This is a genomic window from Croceimicrobium hydrocarbonivorans (genome assembly GCF_014524565.1).
Lineage (GTDB): Bacteria > Bacteroidota > Bacteroidia > Flavobacteriales > Schleiferiaceae > Croceimicrobium > Croceimicrobium hydrocarbonivorans.
In genome coordinates this window covers 3510091-3533569 of record NZ_CP060139.1, presented here as the reverse complement: position 1 = coordinate 3533569, position 23479 = coordinate 3510091, and the positions used below count along the sequence as shown (strand labels likewise).

Sequence of the window (23479 nt, the reverse complement as noted above, 5' to 3'; positions counted from 1 at the left end):
ATCGGCTATGAAAGGCATTTGGTGGAAAGCGATTGGCGTAGCATTAGTGCTCTATTCCATTATTCAAGGACTACTCGGTCCGGTTCCGGCTTTAGATGTGCTCAATGAAACCATTCGGGTTTTGTATTTCCACGTTCCCATGTGGTTTTCCATGATTCTGATGCTCTTGCTCAGCCTTATTTACAGCATTAAAACCTTAAGGGGAAATCTTAAATGGGATATCTATGCGGAGCAATTCGCGCGGACCGCATTTCTGCTTGCCCTATTAGGCCTTACAACCGGCATGGTTTGGGCTCGTTTTACCTGGGGTGCCTTTTGGACCAATGATCCCAAATTGCAAGGTACCGCGGTGACCATCCTAACTTATTTAGCCTATTTCATTCTGCGTAATTCCGTGGAAGATCCGCATAAACGCAGTCGCCTGGCGGGGGTCTACAATATTTTCGCCTTTGTGATGATGATTGTCTTTATTGGCATACTTCCTCGCATTACCGACAGTCTGCACCCGGGTATGGGCGGCAATCCCGGTTTTAATGAATACGATTTAGACGATAATATGCGAAGGGTCTTTTATCCGGCCGTTGTAGGCTGGATGCTCATGGGACTTTGGATTAGCTCCCTTAGTATTCGCATCCAAAAATTGAAATATGCGCAAGAAAATTAATCTTCTGGCAGTCTTTCTTTTGCCCTTCTTCCTACAGGCGCAAAATGCAAAACCGGAAATGGCCGAGTTCTTTCGCTCCAACGGAAAAATCTATGTGGTCGTTGCTATTATGTCGATCATTTTCCTGGGAGTGGTTTTCTATTTAGTTCACCTCGACCGTAAAGTCAACAAACTGAAAAAGTCCTTATGAAACGTACGCATATTGCGCTCATCATAATTATTGCCGTAGCCATGGGCGCCATTATGGTGAGCCTGGGTGATGCTTCTACCTATGTAAACTTTGAGCAGGCCGAAAGAAATCCCGGTACCAAATACACGGTAATTGGCTATTTGGATAAGGAGGCGGCCATGAATTACGATGCGCAGGCCAATCGCTTCAGCTTTGGAGCGGTAGATAAAAATGGCTCCAAGCAAAAAGTGATCTACCATCAGCCCAAGCCTCAGGATTTTGAGCGTAGTGAAGAAATTACCATGAAAGGTTTCGCTACCGACAGCGCTTTTATCGCCGAAGAAATTCTGATGAAGTGCCCCAGCAAGTACAATGAAAAGAATGAAATGGCTGGTAATCAAAACAGCTACGTGAATTAAGCTTTTGGATGGAATACATTGGCGAACACCTCCTCCCCGGCTTTATCGGCCGCCTTTCTGTTAGTACGGCTTTTGTAAGTGCCTTGGTGGCGATGGTGGCCTACTACCTTAATGACCGCACCCAAAATGCCGGCTACCGCAAAATTGCCCGTTATTCCTTTGGATTGCATAGCCTTGCCACCCTTGGCATTGTTCTAAGCCTCTTCTACTTATTGCTCAACCATTATTTCGAATACGACTACGTTTGGAAGCACTCCTCCCTAAACTTGGAGCCTCGCTTTGTTTTTAGTGCTTTTTGGGAAGGTCAGGAAGGCAGCTTTATTCTGTGGCTCTTTTGGAATGCCGTTTTAGGTCTCATCCTGATGTTTAAGGCCAAGGATTGGGAAAACCACAGCATGATGGTCTTCTCAGCCGTGCAGGCTTTTATCGCTTCCATGGTTTTAGGCGTTTACCCCTTAGGCTTAAAAATTGGCAGCAGTCCTTTTGTATTGATGCGGGAAACCGCCGAAAATATCGGTCTACCCTGGACGCAATTAGCGAATTACCTGGAGCGCTTTCCAGCCTTTATGGATGGTACCGGATTAAATCCCTTGCTCCAAAACTATTGGATGACCATACATCCACCTACCCTTTTCTTGGGCTTTGCCTCTACCCTGGTTCCCTTTGCATTAGCAATGGCGGCCTTAATTAAAGGCGATTTTAAATCCTGGGTAAAACCTGCCCTGCCCTGGGCTTTCTTTAGTGTGGGCATTTTAGGATTGGGTATTTTAATGGGAGGTGCTTGGGCTTACGAAGCTTTAAGTTTTGGCGGATTCTGGGCCTGGGACCCGGTAGAAAATTCATCCTTGGTGCCCTGGATAGTAATGGCCGGTGCAGCCCACCTATTATTGATTTACCGCAATAAGCGCGCGGGCCTCAGTGCAGCCTTTATCATGAGCCTACTCAGCTTTATCCTTATTCTCTATTCTACCTTCCTTACCCGAAGCGGAATATTAGGCGATTCCTCCGTGCACTCCTTTGTGGATTTAGGCTTAAGTGGTCAGCTATTAATCTACCTCCTCTTTTTCAGTGTCTTGGCCTTGGGTCTTTTCCTTTGGCGCTATAAAAAGATCCCTAAAAGCAAGAGCGATGATGATCTGAGCTCCCGTGAGTTCTGGATGTTTATTGGTAGCCTGATTCTCTTTATCTCGGCCTTTCAAATCATCTTTAGCACCTCGCTGCCAGTGATCAATAAACTGATTGGCCCCGAAGGTTTAATCCCCATCCTCAGCGAAAACAAGGCGCCCCATTTAGATCCTATTGCTCATTACCACAGCTGGCAATTGCCCTTTGCTTTGGTGATCGCCATCTTAATGGCCATTGGTCAATTCCTGCGCTATGGTAAAACCGCCAGCAAGGTATTTTGGCGCGGCATTAGCATTTCTTTAATCCTCAGCATTGCTCTGGCTTCCTATACCGCACAGGTTTATTATCTCTGGTCGGAGCCCCTCTATTTAGCTTTACTCTACAGCGGAATTTTCGCGGTATTCTCCAACCTTTGGTATTGGCTCATTTCCGGAAAAGCTAATTGGAGCTTTGCTGGTAGTTCGGTAGCTCATATCGGTTTCGCCCTCATATTGGTAGGTGCCCTTATTTCCAATGGACGCAAGCAGGTGATTAGTCGCAGTCAGGTTTTCACCGAGAATCAAGCGGCTAATGAGAATATTCAAATGTTGCAAGGCGACAGTTTAAAACTGGGTCCATACACCGGCGTTTACGAAGGCGTGGAAATGGAAGGCCAAAAACAGTTTTACAAAGTATCCTACTTTAATAATCCCGGGGATAGCGAGCCACTCTTCCAATTGAGACCCTTCCTACAGTTTAGTGATCAAATGGGGCCCAATCCCAATCCGGATACCAAGCATTATTGGAATTATGACATTTATACCCATATCACCTATTCCTCCGAATTGGAAGTGGCCAGCCCCGATGGTTTTGGCAATGAAGCAGAAGTAAGTTTAGGTCAGGGTGACACTGCCATTTACGAAGGTCATTTTGTGGTGCTCGACAGTACCTTGGCCAATTTCGTAGGTAATGAAGAACGCCAGGAAATATTAGCCGGCAAGCTTACGGCACACCTGAGGTTAATCAACCCAATGGGCACTGAATTCCCCATTCAACCTGCCTTTGTGGTGGAAAACGATTTTAAGGAATTCCGCGATACGGTATTAGCAATGCAAGGCTTCAAATTTCGCTTTGAGGATGTAGATCCAGATAAGAACGAAATTCAGATTCGCGCCTGGACCAAAGTGGATCCAATTGAAAAGCCTTATATCGTTCAAAAGGCCATCGTTTTCCCTATGATCAATATCCTTTGGATAGGATCTATCTTAATGGTAATTGGCAGCTTTATCGCCGTTTGGCAACGTGTAAAACGATCCTAGTCGTAAAAGCGATTGATGGTGATGGGTCCGGTGGAACGCACTTCCACTCCGCATTGCACCACATAGTAATAGGTGCCATCCGGTAAGGGATTACCATCCTGATCGGTACCAAACCAATCATTACTATAGGCATTATCCCGATACACTTCGGCGCCCCAGCGATTCATAATATAAAGTCCACAATTCCCGGAAGGGTTGATATAGCTGATGTCGAAAAAGTCATTCACTCCATCTCCATTGGGGGTAATGATATTATAGACGGCGGCATCCAAATCATCACTGATATAAACCCAAAGCGAATCTTTACCCTTACATCCGTATTGATCGGTTAAAATCAAATACACCATCACCGTATCATCGCGCTCCCTGAAACGGAAAGTTGGATTGCGAGAAAAAGGATTATCGATTTCAATCGGACTGCTGGCATACCAGTAATAATCGGCGCCGTAATTGGCATGCAAGCGCAATTCTGAACCCCGCTGAATGGCAGTATCCGGACCGGCATCGGTAAATACATTTCCGCGCACAATGTCGATGGTATCTACAATTTCCTGCGAGCAACTATCCCAATACAAGGTGAGCTTAACCGGCTTAGGCCCTGGTTGCATCCAGCTAATACCAAAGGCACTACGGCCGGTAACAGTCGGAATTAAAGCATCAGCGCCAAACTCCCATTCGTAGCGGGTATTGGGGCGAATATTGGTGCCTATCGCTTCAAACTGTATACCCTGTACTTCATAACAAGGCACCCCATCCCACAGAAAATCGCCCTGCACCGGAGCGGTAACCTTAAAGGGGGCAAAGGTGGTATCGCTACAGGTTTCCCCTGGATTGGCAATTAAGCGTACATAATAGGTTCCGGGAGCCGGATAGGTATAGGTAGGATTGGCTAATCTGCTGGTATCGCTATTGGTATTAAGATCTCCAAAATTCCAGAGCAAGCCATTGGCATTATTGGTTTCACTTTCAAACTGAACTGTAAGTCCATCACATAAAATGGTAGGGTCTTCCAAAGGCGTACGCATATCGCTTACAATGTTCTGCGTACACTGGGTTACCGCAAATTGATAATCGAGGCGTACCGTACTCATGATCTGCCCATCACGCCATTCGGTAATACAAATACCGGCTACATATACTCCAATTTGATTGGCTGTACCGCGAAGTTGTCCGGTACGCGGATTAATGGTGAAATTGGTAGAGGCCGGAATAGGATTGGAAAAGGTTTGAGGCGCCGCAAAGGTTAAGGGCGTAAAAGGCGGTGGACAAGGCGGATTGGGAATTACCGAAAAGCAATTACCGCCACCACCACCGGCATTTCCACCTCCGGCGAAAATTTGGCAAAGATCATAGCTAATCGAATCGCCATCGGCTTCAGTAACTTGTAAATTGATGGTCGCCGGACGGTTTAGGCAGAGCACATTATCGGGCGGACTCACAATATGCGGGGCACTATTACAAGTGGTATCCATACTGGGGATACGCACGGAATAGGTATTCCCAAAACTTCCGGGATTATTCACATTTCCAATAATAGCATTGCGGCAACAACGCTGATGTACAATAGTATAGCCTCCAACTACCGGCGGCAAAGTAACCGTATCTATATAATCGGCATACTCAACACAAAGGTTAGCAGGCACCGATACACAAGGGTCACTGGAAAGACTATTATTCAAAGAAATAATCTGACCACGGGGAATGGATAAGGTGCGAATCAGCTGATTATTAATATCGTAAATGGCCACATTGGCATTGCCATCAAAGGCAGCACCACCACCGGCACAATCGCGGTAAACCCGCAAGGAAACGGTATAAAGATTATTACCCTGACAACTATAGGTGATTTCGCCACCAATAAGGTGAGCGGCATTTAAAGAGCTGACAGAAAGCAGCATCAGGACCAATAGAAATCCGGTACGTTCTAATAACTTCATTTAGGCAGGGTTAGGGATCGTGAAGATAGGATTATTTTTAAGCGTGAGGAAGAGCCCCGTCCAATGCGTACTTTTGAGCTATGATTCACAAAATCGCTATCATTGGAAATGGTAAGGTAGGCACATTCTTGTCCAAAGCCTTCGCTGATATGGGTCTGGATGTGAGTGTTTATGCGCGAAATCCCAAATCAGCATCCCAAAAAAAGCTCAGTGAATTAGGTGATGATTCCGACCTCTGTTTAATCTGTATTGCCGATCGAAATATTGCGGAGCTCACCAAATGTATACCGGCCCAAAAAGGCATTTTAGCCCATAGTTCGGGAACGGTACCTCTGGAAGACCTGGATATTCGCCATCCTAATCGTGGCATTTTCTACCCCTTAATGAGTCTTCAGGCCGAAAGTGAGGTAGATATCCAAAGCATTCCCTTTTGCCTGGAAGCCTCTTCCGAATCAATACTCAATCAATTAAAGAGCTGGGCGCAGTCTTTAGATCTTTCCTATTATGAGATCGACAGTAAAAAGCGCAAGCAATTACATCTGGCCGCAGTGATTAGTCATAATTTCAGCAATTACCTCTACCATTGGGCCTGGCAAGTGCTTCAAAAAGCGGATATTGATTTTGAGATTCTCAAGCCTTTACTAAGCCAACAGGTGAAAGGCCTCAGTGCTGCCGACCCTATTTTGAATCAAACCGGCCCGGCCGTGCGTGGTGATCTCAATACCATAAAAGCCCATCAGGAACTCTTGGAAAATCCTGAACTTGCAGACCTTTATCAAAAGCTAAGTACCCTCATTCAACAGAGCAATGAAAAAGAATTATAAGGAACTCCTCCACCCTATCAAGGCCTTTATTTTTGATATGGATGGCGTTCTGAATAGCGGAAATCTGGCCATTGGTCAAGATGGTAGACCCATCCGCAACCTCAATAGCAAAGACAGTTATGCCATACAGCTGGCCATACGCAAGGGTTATAAAGTGGGCCTTATTTCCGGTGGCTCCTGCGCAGGCATTAAAACCCGACTTCAAGGCTTAGGCCTGACCGATATTTACATGAGCATCCCCCATAAATTGGAAGCTTGGAACGACTTTTTAGCGGTCTATGAGCATGAAGGTCTGCAGCCGGAGAACATCCTTTATATGGGTGACGATATTCCTGATATTCCCGTTCTCAAGGAGGCCGGTGTGGCTTGCTGCCCCCATAATGGAGTGCCCGAAGTTCGCCAATTGGTAGATTATGTTTCGCCCCATTTAGGCGGCGAAGGCTGTGCTCGCGATGTGATTGAACAATGCCTCAAGGTGCAGGATAACTGGATGCTGGAAGACGATTTTAGATGGTAAAAATTCTTCGACTTATACGTTGGCCCAATTTGCTGATGATCGTATTTATTCAATACCTCATCCGCCTTAGCTTTACTGAAGCCCTTTATATGCCCCATGCCTTGGATCATTGGTATTATGCTTTGGGGGTTCTCTGCTCAGTATTATTAGCGGCCGGTGGTTATATCATTAACGATCTTTTCGATTTGGAAACCGATGCGGCCAACAAGCCCAAACGCATTACCATTGGCCGAGGAATTAGCGAAGACCGGGCCTGGTATCTCTATTTTGCCACCGTGATCTTAGCGGCTGTTTCGGCCTATTTTCTGGCCCAACAAGTAGAATTAGAAGGCCTTTGGTTGGTTGCTCCTCTTGCTTCCATCCTGCTCTACCTCTATGCTACCAATCTAAAAAGAAGACCCTTAATTGGCAATGTATTGGTATCGCTGCTCAGCGCCATGCCGGTATTTTTAGTGGCCATTTTCGATCTCCTGCCGGCGGGAACCGAGGAAAATGCCGAAATGGTAAAACAAGGCTTTCAGGTATTACTGTATTATTCGGCTTTTGCCTTTTGGCTTACGCTGATTCGAGAAATCGTAAAAGATATGGAAGACCGCAAGGGCGATACCATGGCTGGCTACCAAACTCTGGCCATCATTATGCCAGAGCGTGGACTCAAGGCCCTGCTTATCTTACTTATTGCCGTGGCCTTAGCCCCTATTATTTGGTACGCTCAAGATTTATTGAGCATGGGCGGAAATATTAGCTCTGCCCTCTATGTTTTGCTGGCTGTAGCATTGCCTTTAGCTTTTGTAGGCTTTCGCCTGATGCGTGCCAGTTCTGCAGCCGACTTTCATCGCATTAGTAGCTTCACAAAAATTGTGATGCTTTTGGGCATCCTTAGCATGCCTGTCTTCACCCTATCACTTTTGTATCAATGGCCTTAAAATGGCAGGAAAGTCCCATTTTACTGGGATCGCAATCGCCACGCAGGGCGCAATTACTAAAGGACCTGGGACTTAATTTCCGTCAATGCAAAGCGGATTTAGATGAAGTATATCCCGCTGAACTTAAGGCCGGAGCGATCGCTGAGTTTTTAGCCGAAGCCAAAGCTGATTTCCTATCCGCCGAAAGGCAAGCTCACGAAATATTGATTTGCTCTGACACCGTGGTTTGGAATAAGGGAAAGTCGCTGGAAAAAGCGGCCAATCGCGAAGAAGCCCTGGCCATGTTAGCCGCCCTCTCCGGCGGTGAGCATGAAGTTATTACCGGAGTGTGCTGCATTGCCCCCGAAGGAAAAACGGTGTTTTCCGATGTCTGCAAAGTGCGCTTCCGCGCGATGGATCAAGCGGAAATGGAATACTATGTAGATACCTATAAGCCCTATGATAAGGCCGGTGCCTATGGTATTCAGGAGTGGATTGGCCTGGCCGCCATCGAAGCCATTGAAGGTTCCTTTTTTACGGTTATGGGCTTACCTAGCCATCGAATCGTAAACTACCTGAAAGCGCGGCCCTAAGAATGCCGCTTTTTTCGTATTATGGCCGGCCTTAATACGCACTATGGATCAAAAAGCGCCTCTCGGTCTCGCCCTCATCCCCATTCTCTTTCTTATCAGTTTACTGGCTATAAATGTGCTGGGTGTTTTTGGCGATTCTGCATTGGACGGATCCAACCAAATGATCCTGATCCTCAGTGGCGCCGTAGCCGGCTTGATCGGAATTTTACGAGGCACCAGTTTCGATGATCTTATTGAAGGCATTGCCCATTCGATAAAATCTACCACCGGAGCCCTAATTATCCTCTTGTTGATCGGTTCCCTCGCTGGCGCCTGGATGATTAGTGGAGTTATTCCCGCCATGATTTATTACGGCTTAAAGATTCTGAGTCCCGGAATTTTCCTTCCCGCCACCGCCATTATCTGTGCCTTAATCTCCTTGGCCACTGGCAGTAGTTGGGGAACCAGTGCTACGGTGGGTATTGCCCTTATTGGTATTGGTCAGGCCCTGGGTATGAACGAAGCCATGGTAGCCGGGGCGGTAGTTTCCGGTGCCTATTTTGGCGATAAGCTCTCGCCCCTTTCCGATACGACCAATTTGGCACCTGCCATGGCCGGTACTGATCTCTTTACCCATATCAAGTACATGCTGTACACCACCATTCCATCCTTCGTCATTGCCCTGATTGCCTTTGCTATTATGGGTTTTATGCAAGATGGACAGGGTAGCATTGCCGAAATTGATCCCCTTTTATTGGAACTGGAGCAAACCTTTAATTTGAGTCCCTGGCTCTTTCTAGTGCCAGCCTTAGTGATCTTTTTGATTGTGCGTAAAATGCCGGCCCTCCCCGCTATCTTAATTGGTGCTTTGGCCGGCTTGCTAGCTGCATTAATATTTCAATACGATTTACTGGTGTCCTTGGCCGATTCCAATAGCGCAAAGGAGATCTATAAAATTCTAATGAATGCTTTAACAGTAGATGTGAGCATTCCTGCCCAACATTCCATTTTGGTAGAGCTCCTAAATTCATCGGGCATGGCGGGTATGCTTAATACCGTTTGGTTGATTATTGCCGCTATGATCTTTGGGGGCGCCATGGAGGCCTGTGGTTTTCTACAGAGTTTATCGGCAGCCTTATTACGCCTGGCCAAAGGGGTATTCTCCTTAATTGCCACCACCTTCGCGACCAGCTTTGTGGTGAATTTTACGGCCAGCGATCAATACCTGGCCATTGTAATCCCCGGTCGTATGTATGCCGATGCCTACAAAAAGCAAGGCTTAGCGCCCGAAAACCTCAGTCGTACCCTAGAAGACAGTGGCACCGTAACCTCGGTACTTATTCCCTGGAATACCTGTGGTGCCTATCAAAGTGGCGTTTTAGGAGTAGATACCGCCGCCTATGCACCTTATGCGGTCTTCAATTACCTCAGCCCTATTATGACCTTAATTGTAGCGGGTGTAGGTTATAAGATTCGTTGTTTGGTAGCGCCTAAAGAAGCGGCTTAATCGGCACGAATACCATAAATACTGCCATTAGTATACTCCTGCAGCAAATCGCTTTTAGACCAATAAATCAAGCTGTCTGAGTGATTTTCGGGCTTCTCAATTTGATAGAGCCTGGTCATTTTTCGAGAACTTAATTCTAAGGGGCGCAGCAGCACCGTATCCTTCGACACCGATTCAATTTAATAACTGGAATAGCCACCACCTGGCACTCGATAGCGCAGGTAATAACCCATTTCCGGATGCTTGATTTTTTCCAAATCGGCGGCATTTGAATTTTGAATCACCGGTATCATTATCGCGATGAAAATCGCCACAACAAATAAGCCACTGAACTGCCATAAGGGGGCCCGATGTCTCCCTTTTAAATTAATTAAGCGCACTTGTTCCGAATCTCTCAGACTTTGAACTTTAATCTTGCTTCCACAATTCAAGCATCTTAGGCTGAGCTTCTTTCTAAAAGCAAGAGTAGGAATCCAAAAGATGCGCAAATGTTTCCTGCTCACTTCAAGCTCTACCCCTTCTTCCTTATCAGAACAATGTGGACATTGAATGCTGTGATCTATGTCAGAATAAATACTATGCTTGCGAATTCCCCAGATTATCATAATGATCTTTTTATTGCTTCTTACCGATAATTAAAGTATTGGTTTCCTTCACCTTCTCCATTCGCGTCCAATGCAAATCGCCGGCTGCTTGCAGGGCATGGTAAAATTCATATTCCGCTGCTTCCGGTTTTAATTGGATGCCCAGATTAATTAAAATTTGGCCTTGAGGGCTAAGTCCTTTTAAAAGTAGTTGAGCCCAGTTAGCGCTTAGAAATTGAACGGGTATATGCCGATCGATAAAAAGATCGCAAATCACCAAATCGAAGGTCTTTGAGTTTTGCTGCATAAAGGCCAGGGCATCCGCCTGATGAATCTTAAGGTTGGCATCCTCACAAATGCCAAATTCGCGGCAAGCAATAGCAATGGCCACCGGATCGATTTCCACTGCTTCTATCTCGCCTTGAAAATCAAATTTTGCCCGCAGGGATTCTACTATGCTTCCTCCTCCTAAACCTAAAAGCAATACCGTTTGGACTGATGTTAAATCGATATGCTCCAATCCACGCTCGAGAATTTCCTGCAAAGAACCAAAGGAGTAATTCGCTTCCGGAGAATCGAGCATCACCTGCCCATCAATATAGTTTAGCTCCAGTCGACCGCTAATTTTAGAGGGATAGCTTTTACGCAGGGGCCAAAGAAAGCTCAACCAATATCTCCAATTCTTCTTCATGGATGGAAATATTACTGCGCCCCTTTTCGCACTCGGGTCAAGTCTAATAGGTTGAGGGCATTGCCTCCCAAACCTTCAATGCTATTGGGGTAAAAGCGTAATACCTGATCGTAATAAAGTGGAATAACAGGCGCGTCCGCCATCACCAGCGAGTCCATTTGCTGATAGAGCTTTATGCGCAAGCTATCATTGGCAGTGCGCGAGGCGGCTTCGTATAATGAATCGAAAGCCACGCTGCTATAACGACTGTAATTTGGTCCATTAGGTGCCTGATTAGGACTGTAAAAAAGCGAGAGATAGTTTTCCGCATCAGGATAGTCGGCAATCCAACTGGCGCGAAAAAATGGACTCTTGCCAGTGGCCATAGCCTGCCTTAAGGTACTGGGCGGATTTAGCTCCACTTTAATTCGAATTCCTCTTTTGGCCGCCTCCCCTTGCAGGTATTCACATAAATCCAAATAGGAGCTATTGGTTTGCAATCGCAATTCGGGTAAGCCTTTGCCTCCCGGAAAACCCGCCGCAGCCAATAAGGAATCTACCTTTTCCGGTTGATAGCTATAACCATAATTAGCGCTAGAATCATAGGCCGGCAAACCTTTGGGAATCATCCCTTGCTCGGCGGCAGTGCCCACATTATTGCGAAGGAAGCGCATCATCTTACGACGATCGAAACAGTAATTTAAAGCCTGTCGCAATTCTTTGATTTGCCAGTACTGCGTTTCTGGCAAGCCCGCTTTGGGGTCCATTAAAAAGGCTAAATACTCCGTATTGAGATAAGGCTGACGATATAGGCTAAAGCCCTCCTGATATTTGGAGCGCAATTCACCTTCTGGACTCAATAACTCATCTTTATAGGAAGCATCCAAACCGGAGAGGAAATCCAAATTGCCCTTTAGAAACTCCAAAAAGGCACTTTGCTTATCGCTGATAAAGTCTACCGCTACTGCTTCCAAATAGGGCAAAGAATTTCCATCTTCATCCTTCTGATAATAGGCCTTGTTCTTTCTCAGAACCAGCTTTTCATTTTCCAGCCAAATCTTAAAATAAAAAGGGCCGGTTCCTACCGGATGCTGACTAAACTCTGATCCATAATAGGCAATGGCTTCCTTTGGTACCACGGAGCAATACTTCATGCTTAGAATTCCTAAGAAAGGTGCAAAGGGCTTTTGCAGATGAATTTCGATTTGATAGTCGCCATTTACCTTTATTGAATCCACTAAATTCAATACCCAGGAACCAGGCGCCGCTAATTGCGGATCGCGCAAACGGTTGAGGGAATACAATACATCGGAGGCTTTAAGCTCTCGGGTGCTATCCTCCCCAAAGCAAGCATTGGAATGAAAATAGACATTGGGGCGGAGCTGAAAACGATACAAGCGACCACTGTCCAAGACTTCCCAGGATTCGGCTAAATCGGCCTGAACTTGCAATTGATCGTCCATGCGCACCAGACCATTGAAGAGCTGATGGCAAGCCCAAATATTAGCTTGATTCCTGGCAAAGGCCGGATCCAAACTGCTGATTCCCGCTGCTTCATTATAACGGAAAACGGTGTTTAAATCACGCTTGGGCGGTCCACTGCATGCGCCCAGAATAAGGCCTAAAAGTATGATTGATGCCTTCCGCATTAAAAAGTATAGCGTAATCTATAATTACCAATCGTTCCTCCCGACCAGCCCGGTATGGCCAGTCCAAATAAATTGCTGAGCCCACCCTGCATTTGCCAATGTTTGGTGATTTTCCAGTCTAAACCTAAATCCCAGGAAAGACCATTAAATCCGCCATAGGCCAGGCCGGTATTGGCCTTAAACTTCTTCCAGCGATAGCCATAGCCTACTGCGGCTCTGGGGAACCAATTGGGTAAATGTAAATACTCAATATCCGCATAAGCGAATTGCTTTTGGAAATGATAGCGATACTTGAATTGCAATCTAAAGGGCAACATTTTCCATTTGGCAGCTCTACCGCCTCCTACCACTCCATCGGAAAGGGAATCGATTAAGTTGTTGAAGGAACCTTCTGATAGATCAAAAAGGTTCCCCAAATTGATACCCTCGAAGCTAAAACTAGAATCGCGATCAATCTGCAGCCATCGTGGCATATTAACCGCACCTAAATCATAGGCCGCCAAACTAAATTCATGATTGCCAAAGCGCTCGTGAGTTTCTAGGTTTAAAGCCAAGCCCCAACCATTAATGGAATAGGCGGTGGTAGCTCCACTCTGTCCAAAATGATAAGCTCCGGCAAAGTCGATATTAGAACCATCCGGCGCGGTTGTTAAGCTAGCCTGCCCGGTACTGTGGTCATCTAAAGTATGCATCGATACCAGCGATAAGCCTATCGAAACCGGAAGGGTATCGATTAAAAAACTGTATTGATAACCGATGCCAGAGTAAAACCAAGATTGATAATTAAAATCACTGATATCTTGGGCCTCTCCTGCGGTAGCTCGATTTCCATATAAAAAGAGTCGCAGCATATCCGGACTCATTTTCAGACTATTGTAGGAGCGATTATAGATGAAGATGGCATTCTGAGGCATATCCAAATAAGGTCCCTTACGAGGCTCCGTTTTTTCCCTTTCGAAGGCCAGGCGAAAATCCCAACTTTGAATGGAGCCCAAACTGAGGCCTTCGCTAGATGCGGCCGACATCATTTCGGCCTTTTCGGCATCATCCACAAAATCACCATAGAAAAACTCCAGCATTTGAGTGGTAGACCACTGCTTACTGGCTCCCCCCTGAATGGTGCTCATTTCCAAATAGGGCCTTTGCAGGTATTTAAAGCGGGCTGGAATTTGAATGTTTAGGTCCTTCTGGCTGGTATCGGTTTGCGCCTGCAGGGTAAAGGCCAGGCCCAGAAGCAATAGAATTAAACTCTTTTTCATCCTCCTTTGTCAGTAGATAAGCGGAAGTCAGCTATCAATTGTAAATCCAGATAATTATCTGAATATATCTTAACCATTCCGCTTTGCGGATCGGTATTGAAGCTGGTTTTAAAAATCATGAAGTGGGTTTTCTGTAAAGAAACAAGCTTAGAACCCTGAATACTGTATTTCACGGTGCTGGATTTAGGTCCTACACTACGTTGATTTGCATCCACATCGGCCGCTGCAACGGCATCCGAACTAAAAAGGGTATCGATAGGAATACCGCCATTATTAAAGAGTACGATATCTACATTCGCCTGAAAGGGGAAAGAGTTCTCCGCCTTCAAAATCAAATCACCGCCTTTCATACGCCAGTCCTTATCTACGGAGATGTATTCGAAATCCATGGTATCCTGGAGGGCAATATCATTCAAGCTTAAATGCAAAGGAATTACCGCCTGTAAATTGGCTTCGATTCCATAATTGGTATTTAAGAACTGATCAAAGATGGGGCTGGGTGTAGAGCCATTCATATAGGCCTCCATGGCAAAGGCCATATGGCTAGGAAAGATCTCGACCAGATCTTGAATATTACTGTTGTTCTTATCCAAATTAATGGTCAGTCTGCCAGGGACGGGTTGCGCGCCAGGGCTAGGCTCGGTAGCTCGATCCAGATTAAAATTATAGGCTAGTTGATTCCAGGTCAAGCTGCGCGTTTGATCATCATTGCGGGAGCTTAAATCCAGAATCTTAAAATTGAAGGGGGCACCAATATAGTTTTCGACCTCTAGCTGTAATTGCACATCATCTAATTCGATACTACCCGAGAAGAATTCAGAAACCGATTCCAATTCCACCTGATCATCGCCAATAATGGTATCGTATCCCAAGAAACCATAACCACGATCGGCAATCAGATTTTTGATTCCGGTTTTTACATAGACACTGTCTTGTAAGGAGAGACTAATAATGCGACCGGTGCTATCTATACTGCCAATAAAGGTGGTGTAGAAGGTATTGTGAATATTAGTCGAATTGGGCATTCCTTGAAGGTCGAGGGTATAGTTACGAACCGGAATTTCCACGTATTCATTTACCACCTGCCCATTGGCTGCGGCGGGAATCACCCTTAAAAACTGAAGGATACTGCCATTATTGGTAGCGCCGGGTAAGATATAGGAGAGGTTGATACTGTCGTTGATGGTGCTATAGGCATCCATATAAATATCTCCTTCCGAGACATGCACAGAGGTCAATAAAGCTGAAGGCGGATAAATAAAGGCCTCTCCGGTTTCATTAAATAAATCCTGAGCCGGGAAAACGGCCGTGGCCGAAACCGGATCCAGTTTATCCAAGGTAACCTGTAAATCCAAAGCATCGGAAGTATCGACTAAAACGGTGCCACTGCCACTACCGGGCGAATCCAGATTGATTAAAGATGCTTGAAGATTTCCTTCAATCAAGAAGTTGTTAATCAATTGAATGGAGTCGTAATGCACCGCCCCACTGGGTAAGCTAGCTAAGGTGTTTTGCACGATATAAGAACCAGCATTTACATTCTGGATACCATACTGCAAATTGGTAATATCAATGGGGAAATTATTTTGGATCCGAAGGACTAACCAGCCGTTTCGCAAGATCATGCTTTGGAAATAATCCGTAGCATCAATATTAAAATTGCTGGGGCCTACATTGGAGATTGGAGGAATATTCTGTTGAGTTCCATTTGCGGCTACCAAGAGTGCCCCTTGAAGGCCCATTTGCATGGCGATTTGCCCTAAGGAAATTCGGTTTTGAATAGTGCGAGCACCCAGAGTGATGTTCTGCAATTTGGCGGTATTCTCAAACTCCTCATTAAAAGGAGGCGCAATTTCGCCGGGCTTTAAGCTGGCCAGGTTCTCACGCAAGACAATTTGCAGCTGTCCATCGGCACTGCTTTGCAAGGTGGAATCTAAATCGGTTAAATCGCGAATATCTACCCGCGTTTTTAAAATGGGAACCAGGGCATCTACCTCCCAGTCTGCCGGCTGAATATCAGGCCTGCAGCCAACCAGAACCCCAAGTCCAATAAAAAAACAGAGTAGGGTATAGTTCTTCAAGGGCTTTATTTTGTGGCAATTTACAAAATGCACCCTAGCCTTGAGAGCTCCGCTTAGGCTTTGGTATCTTCGCAAGCAAATTTTTAGCATGACCATCCTCTATCATAATAGCTCCCAAATCATTCAAGTTGAAGATCAGGGTCGTTTGTACAAGCGCGGCGCTGAAATGTCGGAAATACCCATTCTCGAAAAGGGCTGGATGTTGGTGGAAAACGGAAAAATCATTGATCTGGGCAGCGGAAAATGTCCGGGCTGCGAACGCTATGATGAGTCGGTAGACCTACAAGGTAAATTGGTATTACCTGCCTTTGTGGATAGTCATACCCACTTAGTTTACGCCGCTAATCGCGAAGATGAATTTGCCATGCGCCTTTCCGGTAAATCCTATGCAGAGATTGCCGCCGCCGGAGGTGGAATCTTAAACTCGGCCCGCAAATTAGCCGAAGCGCCTGAAGAAGCGCTTTTGCATGGAGCTTACCATCGCTTGCAGGATTTGATGCGCATGGGCACCGGCGCTTTGGAAATTAAAAGTGGCTATGGCCTAAGTACCGAAAGCGAGCTTAAAATGCTGCGCATTGTCCGTCAGTTAAAGGAAAAGTCAGGCCTGGATATCAAGAGTACCTTTCTGGGTGCGCATGCCATTCCAGAAAAATTTAAAGGCAATCAAGAAGGCTATGTGAATTTGGTAATTGATGAAATGTTACCGGCTATAGCTGAGAAATCCCTGGCCGATTATGTGGATGTTTTCTGTGAAGAAGGCTATTTCAATCTCGATCAAAGTCTACGAATTTTAGAAGCAGCCAAGGCTTATGGTTTAAGTGCCAAGGTGCATGTAAACCAATTCAATAGCTTAGGCGCCATAGAAGCCATGGTGGATATGGGCGCCCTTTCTTTGGATCATTTGGAAGTTATGAGCCCTAAGGAAATCAGCTACCTGGCCGATAGCCAAACCATTGCAACTGCCTTGCCGGGTTGTAGCCTCTTTTTGGATATTCCCTATGCTCCGGGTCGCGCCATAATTGATGAGGGAGGAATTTTAGCCTTGGCAACGGACTTTAATCCTGGCTCTGCGCCTGGAGGCAATATGGCTTTAATGATGAGCCTGGCCTGCACCCAAATGAAGCTAAGTACCGAAGAAGCTTTGGTTGCTGCTACCCTGAATGGTGCCGCTGCCATTGAAATGAGTGATGAAATTGGTAGTCTGGAACGCGGTAAATGGGCTAACTTTATTACCCTTCCTCCTGGATTTAGTTTGGCTTCCATCCCCTATCATTTTGGGCATAATTTAATTATGGACCTCTACCTTAAAGGCGAAAAGAAATTATGAAGCATTTACGATTTTTAGATAGCCACCAACTCAGAGACCATACTTTTCCCCGCCATGGTGAAAAGAAATTTGGTGAAGCGGTACAGCTCATCAGCAAGCTGGAAGATCTGAACTCCAAAGATTTCCGCTATGTGATTGTCGGGATTATGGAAGATATTGGTGTGCGCGCCAATTTAGGAAAGCCCGGCTGTGCACAAACCTTCCAATACCTGCTCTCTCCCCTTTGCAATATTCAAGTCAATCGATTTCTGGATGCTTCCAATATTGCTTTAGGTCCGGTTTTGGACTTCAAAGAGTTGATGGATGAAGTGCGTAATCTGGATCAAAATAGAGCGGCCGATTTACAGCGCTTGCGCGAGGTTACCGCTCAAATTGATGAAAGTGTTTCAGCTCTAATGGAAGCCATTGCCAAAGCCGGGAAAATTCCCATTGTGATTGGCGGTGGACATAATAACTCTTACGGCATTATTAAGGGGATTTCCCAAGCCCGCAAATCGGATATCGATGTTTTAAATATTGATCCTCATGCCGATTACCGTGCCTTGGAAGGTCGCCATAGTGGTAATGGCTTTAGCTATGCCCGCGAAGAAGGTTATTTGGGTCGTTATGCGGTTTTTGGCATGCATGAATCCTACAACAATCAAGACATCCTGGAGAAATTCAGAGCTTCTGCTGATTTGTATTACCTCACCTACGATGAGCTTTTAACCTTTAGCACGGAGGAGCGCGATCGTTTGTTTAAGGATGCCTTACGCTGGTTAGGTCCTGGCCCCATTGGTTTGGAATTGGATATGGACAGCATCACTGGTTTTCCGGTAAGCGCCCTTAATGCGAGCGGATTTACCATGCGCCAGGCACGTACCTTGGTGAAGACCGCCGCTGCCTTGGCCAGTCCCTACTACTTCCACTTAGCAGAAGGAGCACCGGCCTTAGCGACCAATGCCACCGAAGCAGAGCTCAGCGCTAAAGCCATGGTCTATTTAATCACCGATTTTATTAAGTCGCATCAGGCGGAAGCCTAAAAACAAAAAAAGGCCCTGTTCCGAAAAACAAGGCCTTTTGTATTCTTAAGCTATGGATTAGAGTCCTAGCTTTTTGCGCAATGATTTTGGCAGTGCATCTTTATGCATCATGATGCCAATAGTTTTGTAGGCCACAAATGCTTCAGAAGCATTGAGGTAACCATTGCGGAAGTCGTTGGTTAACTTCTCGCCCCAGCTATTCTTAACGATATAGTAGATATTGCCTTCCTGATCTTTTACGATTCCGGTAATCAACATACCGTGATCATCGGTGGTCTCGTAATTATCATAGGCCTCCTGACGGTTTTCCTGAGTGATTTCCTTTTCAGGTTTTGGGCTTTCGAACATCGCAGCACGCTCCTCTTTGCTCATATCCGCATAATCTGTGGCGGGAACGATGGCTACTCCATTGCGAATAGAGAAACCTTTTTCGCTTACGTCGGTAGCCCAAGCAACGGTATAACCTTCGTTAAGAGCTACGTCCAATGCACCCATCATATCCTCTAAAGGCACATTATAAGCTTTGCCCCAAGCCCAGTTATCGGGCACTTGAATCATTACTTCTTCGTAGAAGGGATTATGCGTGAAGGAGGTTAACTGCACATAGTCATCCGGATTAATACCTAAATACTCATCAGCAAAGCTGCGTGGAGTGTAGGTCTTTCCTTCGTACTCGAAGCTCTCTGGATATTCACCCAAATAGGCATCCAAAGTAGCATTTACGGCCTCGCGCCAAACTGGGGTAAGGCTACCGTTCTTGTTTTTGATTACCTCATCCAGCATCGACTTTAAGACGCCTTCCAATTCGCCGTGGTTGTTGATGTCGGTTCCATAATCTAAACCTTCATACACTTCTTGTGGAACCGCTCCGTATTTGCGGATCACGTACATCACATCGGGTAAAGCACCACCCTGGGCAAAATTGAGGTATCCGTGCAAACGAACGTATTTCTCAGCTTTATCAAAATAGACATTACGCACGGTAAACATTTCAGAAATATCTACCGGCTTTTTACCCATACGGAGCATTTCGCTCTCTACAAATCCGGTAGTGGCATAGGACCAGCAAGTTCCGCTACGACCTTGATTCTTTACAGGAGTGGCTTCTAAATCCACCACGGTAGTAAAGTTAAATCCGGCGGTATCTGCGCCATTATCTTTTACCTTATTGATCAGGTCTACCTGAGCTGATGCACTACCAGCCAGGAGAGCGCCTATAAATAGAGCTCTGTACTTCATCTTTATTTATTTGGATTATCGATTTGTTCTAAAAGTATTTCCACCGCTTTTTGGAGCTGAGCATCTTGGTTTGCAGCGCGACTAGCAGGTGGGTTTTCTACAATTACATCCGGAACGGCCGGGCCATTTTCCATATTCTCGCCGGTACTCTTTACATACCAAGCTCGGAAGGGTAAACGGATAAAGGCTCCATTGAGTAAGCTTGCGCCTCCGGTTGAAATTACGGCGCCAAATGTAGGCTTTCCTACCAAAGTACCATGATTAAGCGTTTTGTAAGCGTGACTAAAGATTTCCGCATTGGAATAGGAGCTCTCATTACAGAGGGCAACCGAAGGTTTAGTCCAAGCGGCTAAAGGCAAGCGCTCACTATAAGGATAGTACTCGCTAAACTTCTTATTCTCATCTAAGCTGGCAGCAGCGCCACGCGGAATGGTATAGGCATGCTGACGCACATTGAGCACGGCCATCAGATAGTCGGTAGTCCAGCCGCCGCCATTAAAGCGCACATCGATTACGATACCTTCCTTGCCATAGCCGGAGGCCATTAATTCGCGTTCGAAGCGCTCAAAGCTGGGCTTATCCATGCCGCGAATGTGGATATAGCCTAAACGACCATTGGAATACTTTTCTACCAAGGCCTTGCGGCTTTCTACCCACTCTTCATACAATTGGGCATTAATGCTGCGAGCCGGACGAATAACAATCTCCTGACTTTCGCCATTGCGCTCTAATTGCACCAAAATGGGTTCCCCCACAGTGGCGGTCCAATAGGAATAGAAGTTTCGAGCTTCGTTTAATTCTTCCCCATTAATATGGGTGATAAGATCCCCTACTTTCAGATTGTTTTTGGAACGGTCGGCGGGTGTATTGGCCACTAAGCGCGTTACTCGTGCTCCTTTGGATTCCATTTTCACTTCGATTCCCAAACGGCCGGTGGATTCTCTCTGGAGGTCCTCTTCGCCACCAAACATATACAAGCCCATATGACTGGCATTTAAGCGGCCGAGCATCAGGTTGTACACGAAGGTGAAATCATTATCGGTAGATGCTTTCAAAGCCCAATCCTGATAATATTCGCTCAACTTCTCCCAGTTCTGACCATGGTAATTCGGATCATAGAATTGATCCCGAATTAAGCGAAAGGCCTCCTGATAAACCTGTTGGCGCTCTGCCCCTTTATCGAGGGTCATCTTTTCTACATAGCTGTAAGAAGTGGTTTTCTTATTGCCTAGATTCAGATGTTTTAAGCTGCCTCTACTTAGGAAGTAAATTCCCTTATGATCTTTGTCCCACTGGATATTATTGGGGTTCATTCCACCTTTAGTGAGTTGAGTAAGATCACTGCCATCAAACTTAATTTGGTAGAGATCAGAGCCTTCGCTACTTACGCTATAGCGGGTGAAGTAGAGGGTTTCGCCATCATCCGATACTAAGACCTGCGATTCATTACCGCTGTAAGAAGTTACCTGTTCCAGGCGATCATAGATATTCTCAAAGTCAATTTCCAGGGCTTTTACCTCCTCTTTCTTGTCCTTCTTTTTATCCTTGTCTTCCTCTTTATCTTCTTCTTTCTTTTCCTCTTCAGGCTCCTCATTAAAATAGTAGCCTTCTTCACGCTCTTCTTCAGATTTCAACCAATCTTCACGCTTCAGCCAAACGAACCAAACATCGGCATTGTCATTATTGCGATCGGAGATAAAGGCCAGTTTAGAGCCATCCTTGCTCCAACTTGGGCTGTAATCATTACCAGGGTGCATGCTGATATTCACCGGCTCAGACTTGCCATCTACCGCTTGAATGTATACCTCAGTATTGAAATTGAGATCATCACTATTGTAGGCCAGATAACGACTATCCGGGCTCCAAGCCAATCCATTGGCACGATGCCAGGCATCCAATAAAGTAGTAATAGTTCCAAGGCTGCCATCTTCTTTTACTTCAGCCACCTGCAATTTGGTACCGCCCTCGATAAAGGCCAGTTTCTTGCCATCGGGAGAAAGCAGAGCATCGCGCAAATCCCCTTTATTTTGGAAGTATAGACTGGTTTTATGACGCAGGCTTTCAAAGAGATCATGCTTTTTAGGATCGGTAGAAGTAGCCTGATAGAATCGGTATTGATTTCCTTCGCGATCCGAGCTAAAGATCACGGTACTATCATTTAAGAAAAGAGCCTCGCGATCGTAGAAAGGATGCTCACTAAGGTTTTGAGTGCGCGACTTTTCATCATCGAGGGTACCGATAAACACTTCACCATGGGATTCGAGAATAACGTTCTTCCCATCAGGTGAGAGGCTGTAATTTCCAATACGATTACGCATGGTCTCCTGCTCTACCGGATAAAAACGGTAATCGGCGCGCAGGTCGATGTCCAGAGTTTTTACTTCGGACATTTTAGCAAGACTTGCCAGATACCAGCGGTCTTTGCGGGCATAGAGCACCTTTCCGGCGGCAATATCAAAATCGTGAATGCCTTCTTTACTGAAATTGGTCAGCCACTTTTCGCTGCCTTCCAAAGAAAGCTCCTTCAAATTGTAGCGTCCTTCCTTAGCACTTAAAAAGACCAAGGTTTTATTGTCTTTCCACTGCGGATAGATGTCATTAACAGTATTTTCCGTCAAAGCTTTATAGCTCTGATCTTTGGTATCATAGAGCCAAATTTCCTGATCGGCGGGACCGGAATAATTCTCGCGACTGGCTCGGCAAGAACCACGCATAAAGGCAATATACCTTCCATCGGGAGAAGCCACGGCATGCGTACCTAAGGCATCCATAAAACGCTGTGGGGTGGCATTATTAGGGTCGATGCGATGCAATTCCGAATCCCATTCTACCGTAACATAAGCCCGCTCCGAGCTAAACAAAATGCCCAGTTCCGGATGCCAGTCACTAAGATTATCCCCGGCAGCATGGTAAGTTTTACGTTCGGGATATCCCCCTTTTAAGTCTAAGGTAAAGATGTCGCTATTGCCAAATCGATTGGAATTGAAAGCAATTTGCGAACCCTCTGCATTAAACTCCAAAGGACCATCATAAGCCTCATGCAAGGTTAAGCGATAGGGCTTTCCCTCTTGCTGAGGCCAGTACCAAATATCTCCTTGATAACTAAATGCCAGTGACTTTCCATCAGGCGAAAGCCGGGCATGACGAACAAAGCTTTGGGCCGGAAGGACAATGGAAAGTCCCAAACCCAAAAAGGTAAGTGCCAGTTTCTTCATAAATCGTGTGCTATTAAAACCGGATTAGGGTTTTCATCGGTAAGCCACGAATATAAGGATTGACACAGAATTCCCCTATGGCATAGAGCGGCGGGTCTCCTTATAATGGTATTCGGCCCGCGCTACCTTAGTCATATTACCTTTTGGATTAAGCTCATGGCAGTGGATTTTGAGTACATAGCTGCGGTGATTACTCGCACTTATATTGGCACGTATTTGCATACGGGCCGCTGGATTGGGAGTCTTATAGGTTTGCAATTGCACCTCTTGACGCACCAAGCTGATGTTATTAGGTAAAAGAGCCACAATTCGATCGTAGAGCTTTTGAGCCTGCCCTTCTACTTCCTGCAATGTTAGCCACTCGGTGTTTTTGGCTTTTGAAGGAAGATCGAATTGATGTTGTAATTCTCTCTTTTTCTGCTTTTCCAATAAACTGATAAATGCACTCATGGCTTTTCCAATTTGGTGTTAATAGATATAAAAGAAAAAGCCCCCG

Annotated in this window: 21 protein-coding genes; 11 read left to right on the top strand and 10 right to left on the bottom strand. The window is 45.8% G+C overall.

All coding sequences use genetic code 11. The features are described 5' to 3' along the window. The first annotated feature begins 7 nt into the window (after positions 1 to 7). Genes ccsA (H4K34_RS15825) through ccsA (H4K34_RS15810) form a run of 4 tightly spaced genes read left to right on the top strand, consistent with a single transcriptional unit; the run spans position 8 to position 3675 of the window. Positions 8 to 664 carry a cytochrome c biogenesis protein CcsA gene (gene ccsA, locus H4K34_RS15825; RefSeq protein ID WP_210758360.1) on the top strand — a complete coding sequence of 219 codons (657 nt, stop codon included), beginning with the start codon at positions 8 to 10 and terminating at the stop codon, positions 662 to 664. After that, positions 648 to 854, top strand: coding sequence for a CcmD family protein (locus tag H4K34_RS15820; RefSeq protein ID WP_210758359.1), 207 nt, complete (start codon positions 648 to 650; stop codon positions 852 to 854). Before ccsA (H4K34_RS15825) ends, H4K34_RS15820 begins: the two co-directional genes overlap by 17 nt. Continuing rightward, positions 851 to 1252: a cytochrome c maturation protein CcmE domain-containing protein gene (locus H4K34_RS15815; RefSeq protein WP_210758358.1), complete on the top strand. Its 402-nt coding sequence runs from the start codon at positions 851 to 853 to the stop codon at positions 1250 to 1252. The genes H4K34_RS15820 and H4K34_RS15815 overlap by 4 nt, the downstream gene beginning before the upstream one ends. Positions 1253 to 1260: 8 nt before the next feature. Continuing rightward, positions 1261 to 3675, top strand: a complete 2415-nt coding sequence (gene ccsA / locus H4K34_RS15810) for a cytochrome c biogenesis protein CcsA (protein ID WP_210758357.1) — start codon at positions 1261 to 1263, stop codon at positions 3673 to 3675. Here the strand turns inward: ccsA (H4K34_RS15810) and H4K34_RS15805 are convergent. Continuing rightward, complete coding sequence (locus H4K34_RS15805; RefSeq protein WP_210758356.1) at positions 3672 to 5612, bottom strand: T9SS type B sorting domain-containing protein; 1941 nt, start codon at positions 5610 to 5612, stop codon at positions 3672 to 3674. The two genes, ccsA (H4K34_RS15810) and H4K34_RS15805, sit on opposite strands and share 4 nt — an antisense overlap. A gap of 80 nt (positions 5613 to 5692) precedes the next feature. Between H4K34_RS15805 and H4K34_RS15800 the strand changes: the two genes are divergently transcribed. The 5 genes from H4K34_RS15800 to nhaC are packed head-to-tail and all read left to right on the top strand — an operon-like array spanning position 5693 to position 9937. Beyond that, positions 5693 to 6436, top strand: coding sequence for a Rossmann-like and DUF2520 domain-containing protein (locus H4K34_RS15800; protein ID WP_210758355.1), 744 nt, complete (start codon positions 5693 to 5695; stop codon positions 6434 to 6436). After that, positions 6420 to 6953, top strand: coding sequence for a KdsC family phosphatase (locus H4K34_RS15795; RefSeq protein ID WP_210758354.1), 534 nt, complete (start codon positions 6420 to 6422; stop codon positions 6951 to 6953). Before H4K34_RS15800 ends, H4K34_RS15795 begins: the two co-directional genes overlap by 17 nt. Next, on the top strand, positions 6947 to 7879 hold the full coding sequence (locus H4K34_RS15790; protein ID WP_210758353.1) for a geranylgeranylglycerol-phosphate geranylgeranyltransferase: 933 nt from the start codon (positions 6947 to 6949) through the stop codon (positions 7877 to 7879). Before H4K34_RS15795 ends, H4K34_RS15790 begins: the two co-directional genes overlap by 7 nt. Then, the gene (locus H4K34_RS15785) at positions 7870 to 8451 is read left to right on the top strand and encodes a Maf family nucleotide pyrophosphatase (protein WP_210758352.1); all 582 of its coding nucleotides are present in this window, start codon (positions 7870 to 7872) and stop codon (positions 8449 to 8451) included. Before H4K34_RS15790 ends, H4K34_RS15785 begins: the two co-directional genes overlap by 10 nt. 43 nt (positions 8452 to 8494) lie before the next feature. Further along, positions 8495 to 9937, top strand: a complete 1443-nt coding sequence (gene nhaC, locus H4K34_RS15780; RefSeq protein WP_210758351.1) for a Na+/H+ antiporter NhaC — start codon at positions 8495 to 8497, stop codon at positions 9935 to 9937. Here nhaC and H4K34_RS15775 read toward each other — a convergent pair. From H4K34_RS15775 to H4K34_RS15750, 6 genes are read right to left on the bottom strand one after another with little or no spacing between them, the layout of a single operon-like run. Next, complete coding sequence (locus H4K34_RS15775; protein ID WP_210758350.1) at positions 9934 to 10107, bottom strand: hypothetical protein; 174 nt, start codon at positions 10105 to 10107, stop codon at positions 9934 to 9936. The genes nhaC and H4K34_RS15775 overlap by 4 nt on opposite strands. Before the next feature lie 9 nt (positions 10108 to 10116). Beyond that, entirely contained in the window at positions 10117 to 10542 is a 426-nt protein-coding gene (locus tag H4K34_RS15770; protein ID WP_210758349.1) for a hypothetical protein, read from the bottom strand. Positions 10543 to 10552: 10 nt separating this feature from the next. Then, the gene (locus H4K34_RS15765; RefSeq protein WP_210758348.1) at positions 10553 to 11212 is read right to left on the bottom strand and encodes a spermidine synthase; all 660 of its coding nucleotides are present in this window, start codon (positions 11210 to 11212) and stop codon (positions 10553 to 10555) included. Between the two features lie 11 nt (positions 11213 to 11223). Next, on the bottom strand, positions 11224 to 12840 hold the full coding sequence (locus tag H4K34_RS15760) for an ABC transporter substrate-binding protein (protein WP_210758347.1): 1617 nt from the start codon (positions 12838 to 12840) through the stop codon (positions 11224 to 11226). Beyond that, complete coding sequence (locus H4K34_RS15755) at positions 12840 to 14099, bottom strand: hypothetical protein (protein ID WP_210758346.1); 1260 nt, start codon at positions 14097 to 14099, stop codon at positions 12840 to 12842. The genes H4K34_RS15760 and H4K34_RS15755 overlap by 1 nt, the downstream gene beginning before the upstream one ends. Then, the gene (locus tag H4K34_RS15750) at positions 14096 to 16180 is read right to left on the bottom strand and encodes a hypothetical protein (protein WP_210758345.1); all 2085 of its coding nucleotides are present in this window, start codon (positions 16178 to 16180) and stop codon (positions 14096 to 14098) included. The genes H4K34_RS15755 and H4K34_RS15750 overlap by 4 nt, the downstream gene beginning before the upstream one ends. Before the next feature lie 88 nt (positions 16181 to 16268). Between H4K34_RS15750 and hutI the strand changes: the two genes are divergently transcribed. Continuing rightward, positions 16269 to 17507 carry an imidazolonepropionase gene (gene hutI / locus H4K34_RS15745; protein WP_210758344.1) on the top strand — a complete coding sequence of 413 codons (1239 nt, stop codon included), beginning with the start codon at positions 16269 to 16271 and terminating at the stop codon, positions 17505 to 17507. After that, positions 17504 to 18529 carry a formimidoylglutamase gene (locus H4K34_RS15740; protein ID WP_210758343.1) on the top strand — a complete coding sequence of 342 codons (1026 nt, stop codon included), beginning with the start codon at positions 17504 to 17506 and terminating at the stop codon, positions 18527 to 18529. Before hutI ends, H4K34_RS15740 begins: the two co-directional genes overlap by 4 nt. A gap of 57 nt (positions 18530 to 18586) precedes the next feature. Here the strand turns inward: H4K34_RS15740 and H4K34_RS15735 are convergent, their stop codons facing one another. From H4K34_RS15735 to H4K34_RS15725, 3 genes are all read right to left on the bottom strand, one after another. After that, a complete protein-coding gene (locus tag H4K34_RS15735) occupies positions 18587 to 19768 on the bottom strand; it encodes a C1 family peptidase (RefSeq protein WP_210758342.1) in 1182 nt (393 codons plus the stop codon). Positions 19769 to 19770: 2 nt separating this feature from the next. Further along, on the bottom strand, positions 19771 to 22983 hold the full coding sequence (locus tag H4K34_RS15730) for a S41 family peptidase (protein WP_210758341.1): 3213 nt from the start codon (positions 22981 to 22983) through the stop codon (positions 19771 to 19773). Positions 22984 to 23058: 75 nt separating this feature from the next. Continuing rightward, on the bottom strand, positions 23059 to 23433 hold the full coding sequence (locus H4K34_RS15725; RefSeq protein WP_210758340.1) for a hypothetical protein: 375 nt from the start codon (positions 23431 to 23433) through the stop codon (positions 23059 to 23061). Positions 23434 to 23479 lie beyond the last annotated feature (46 nt).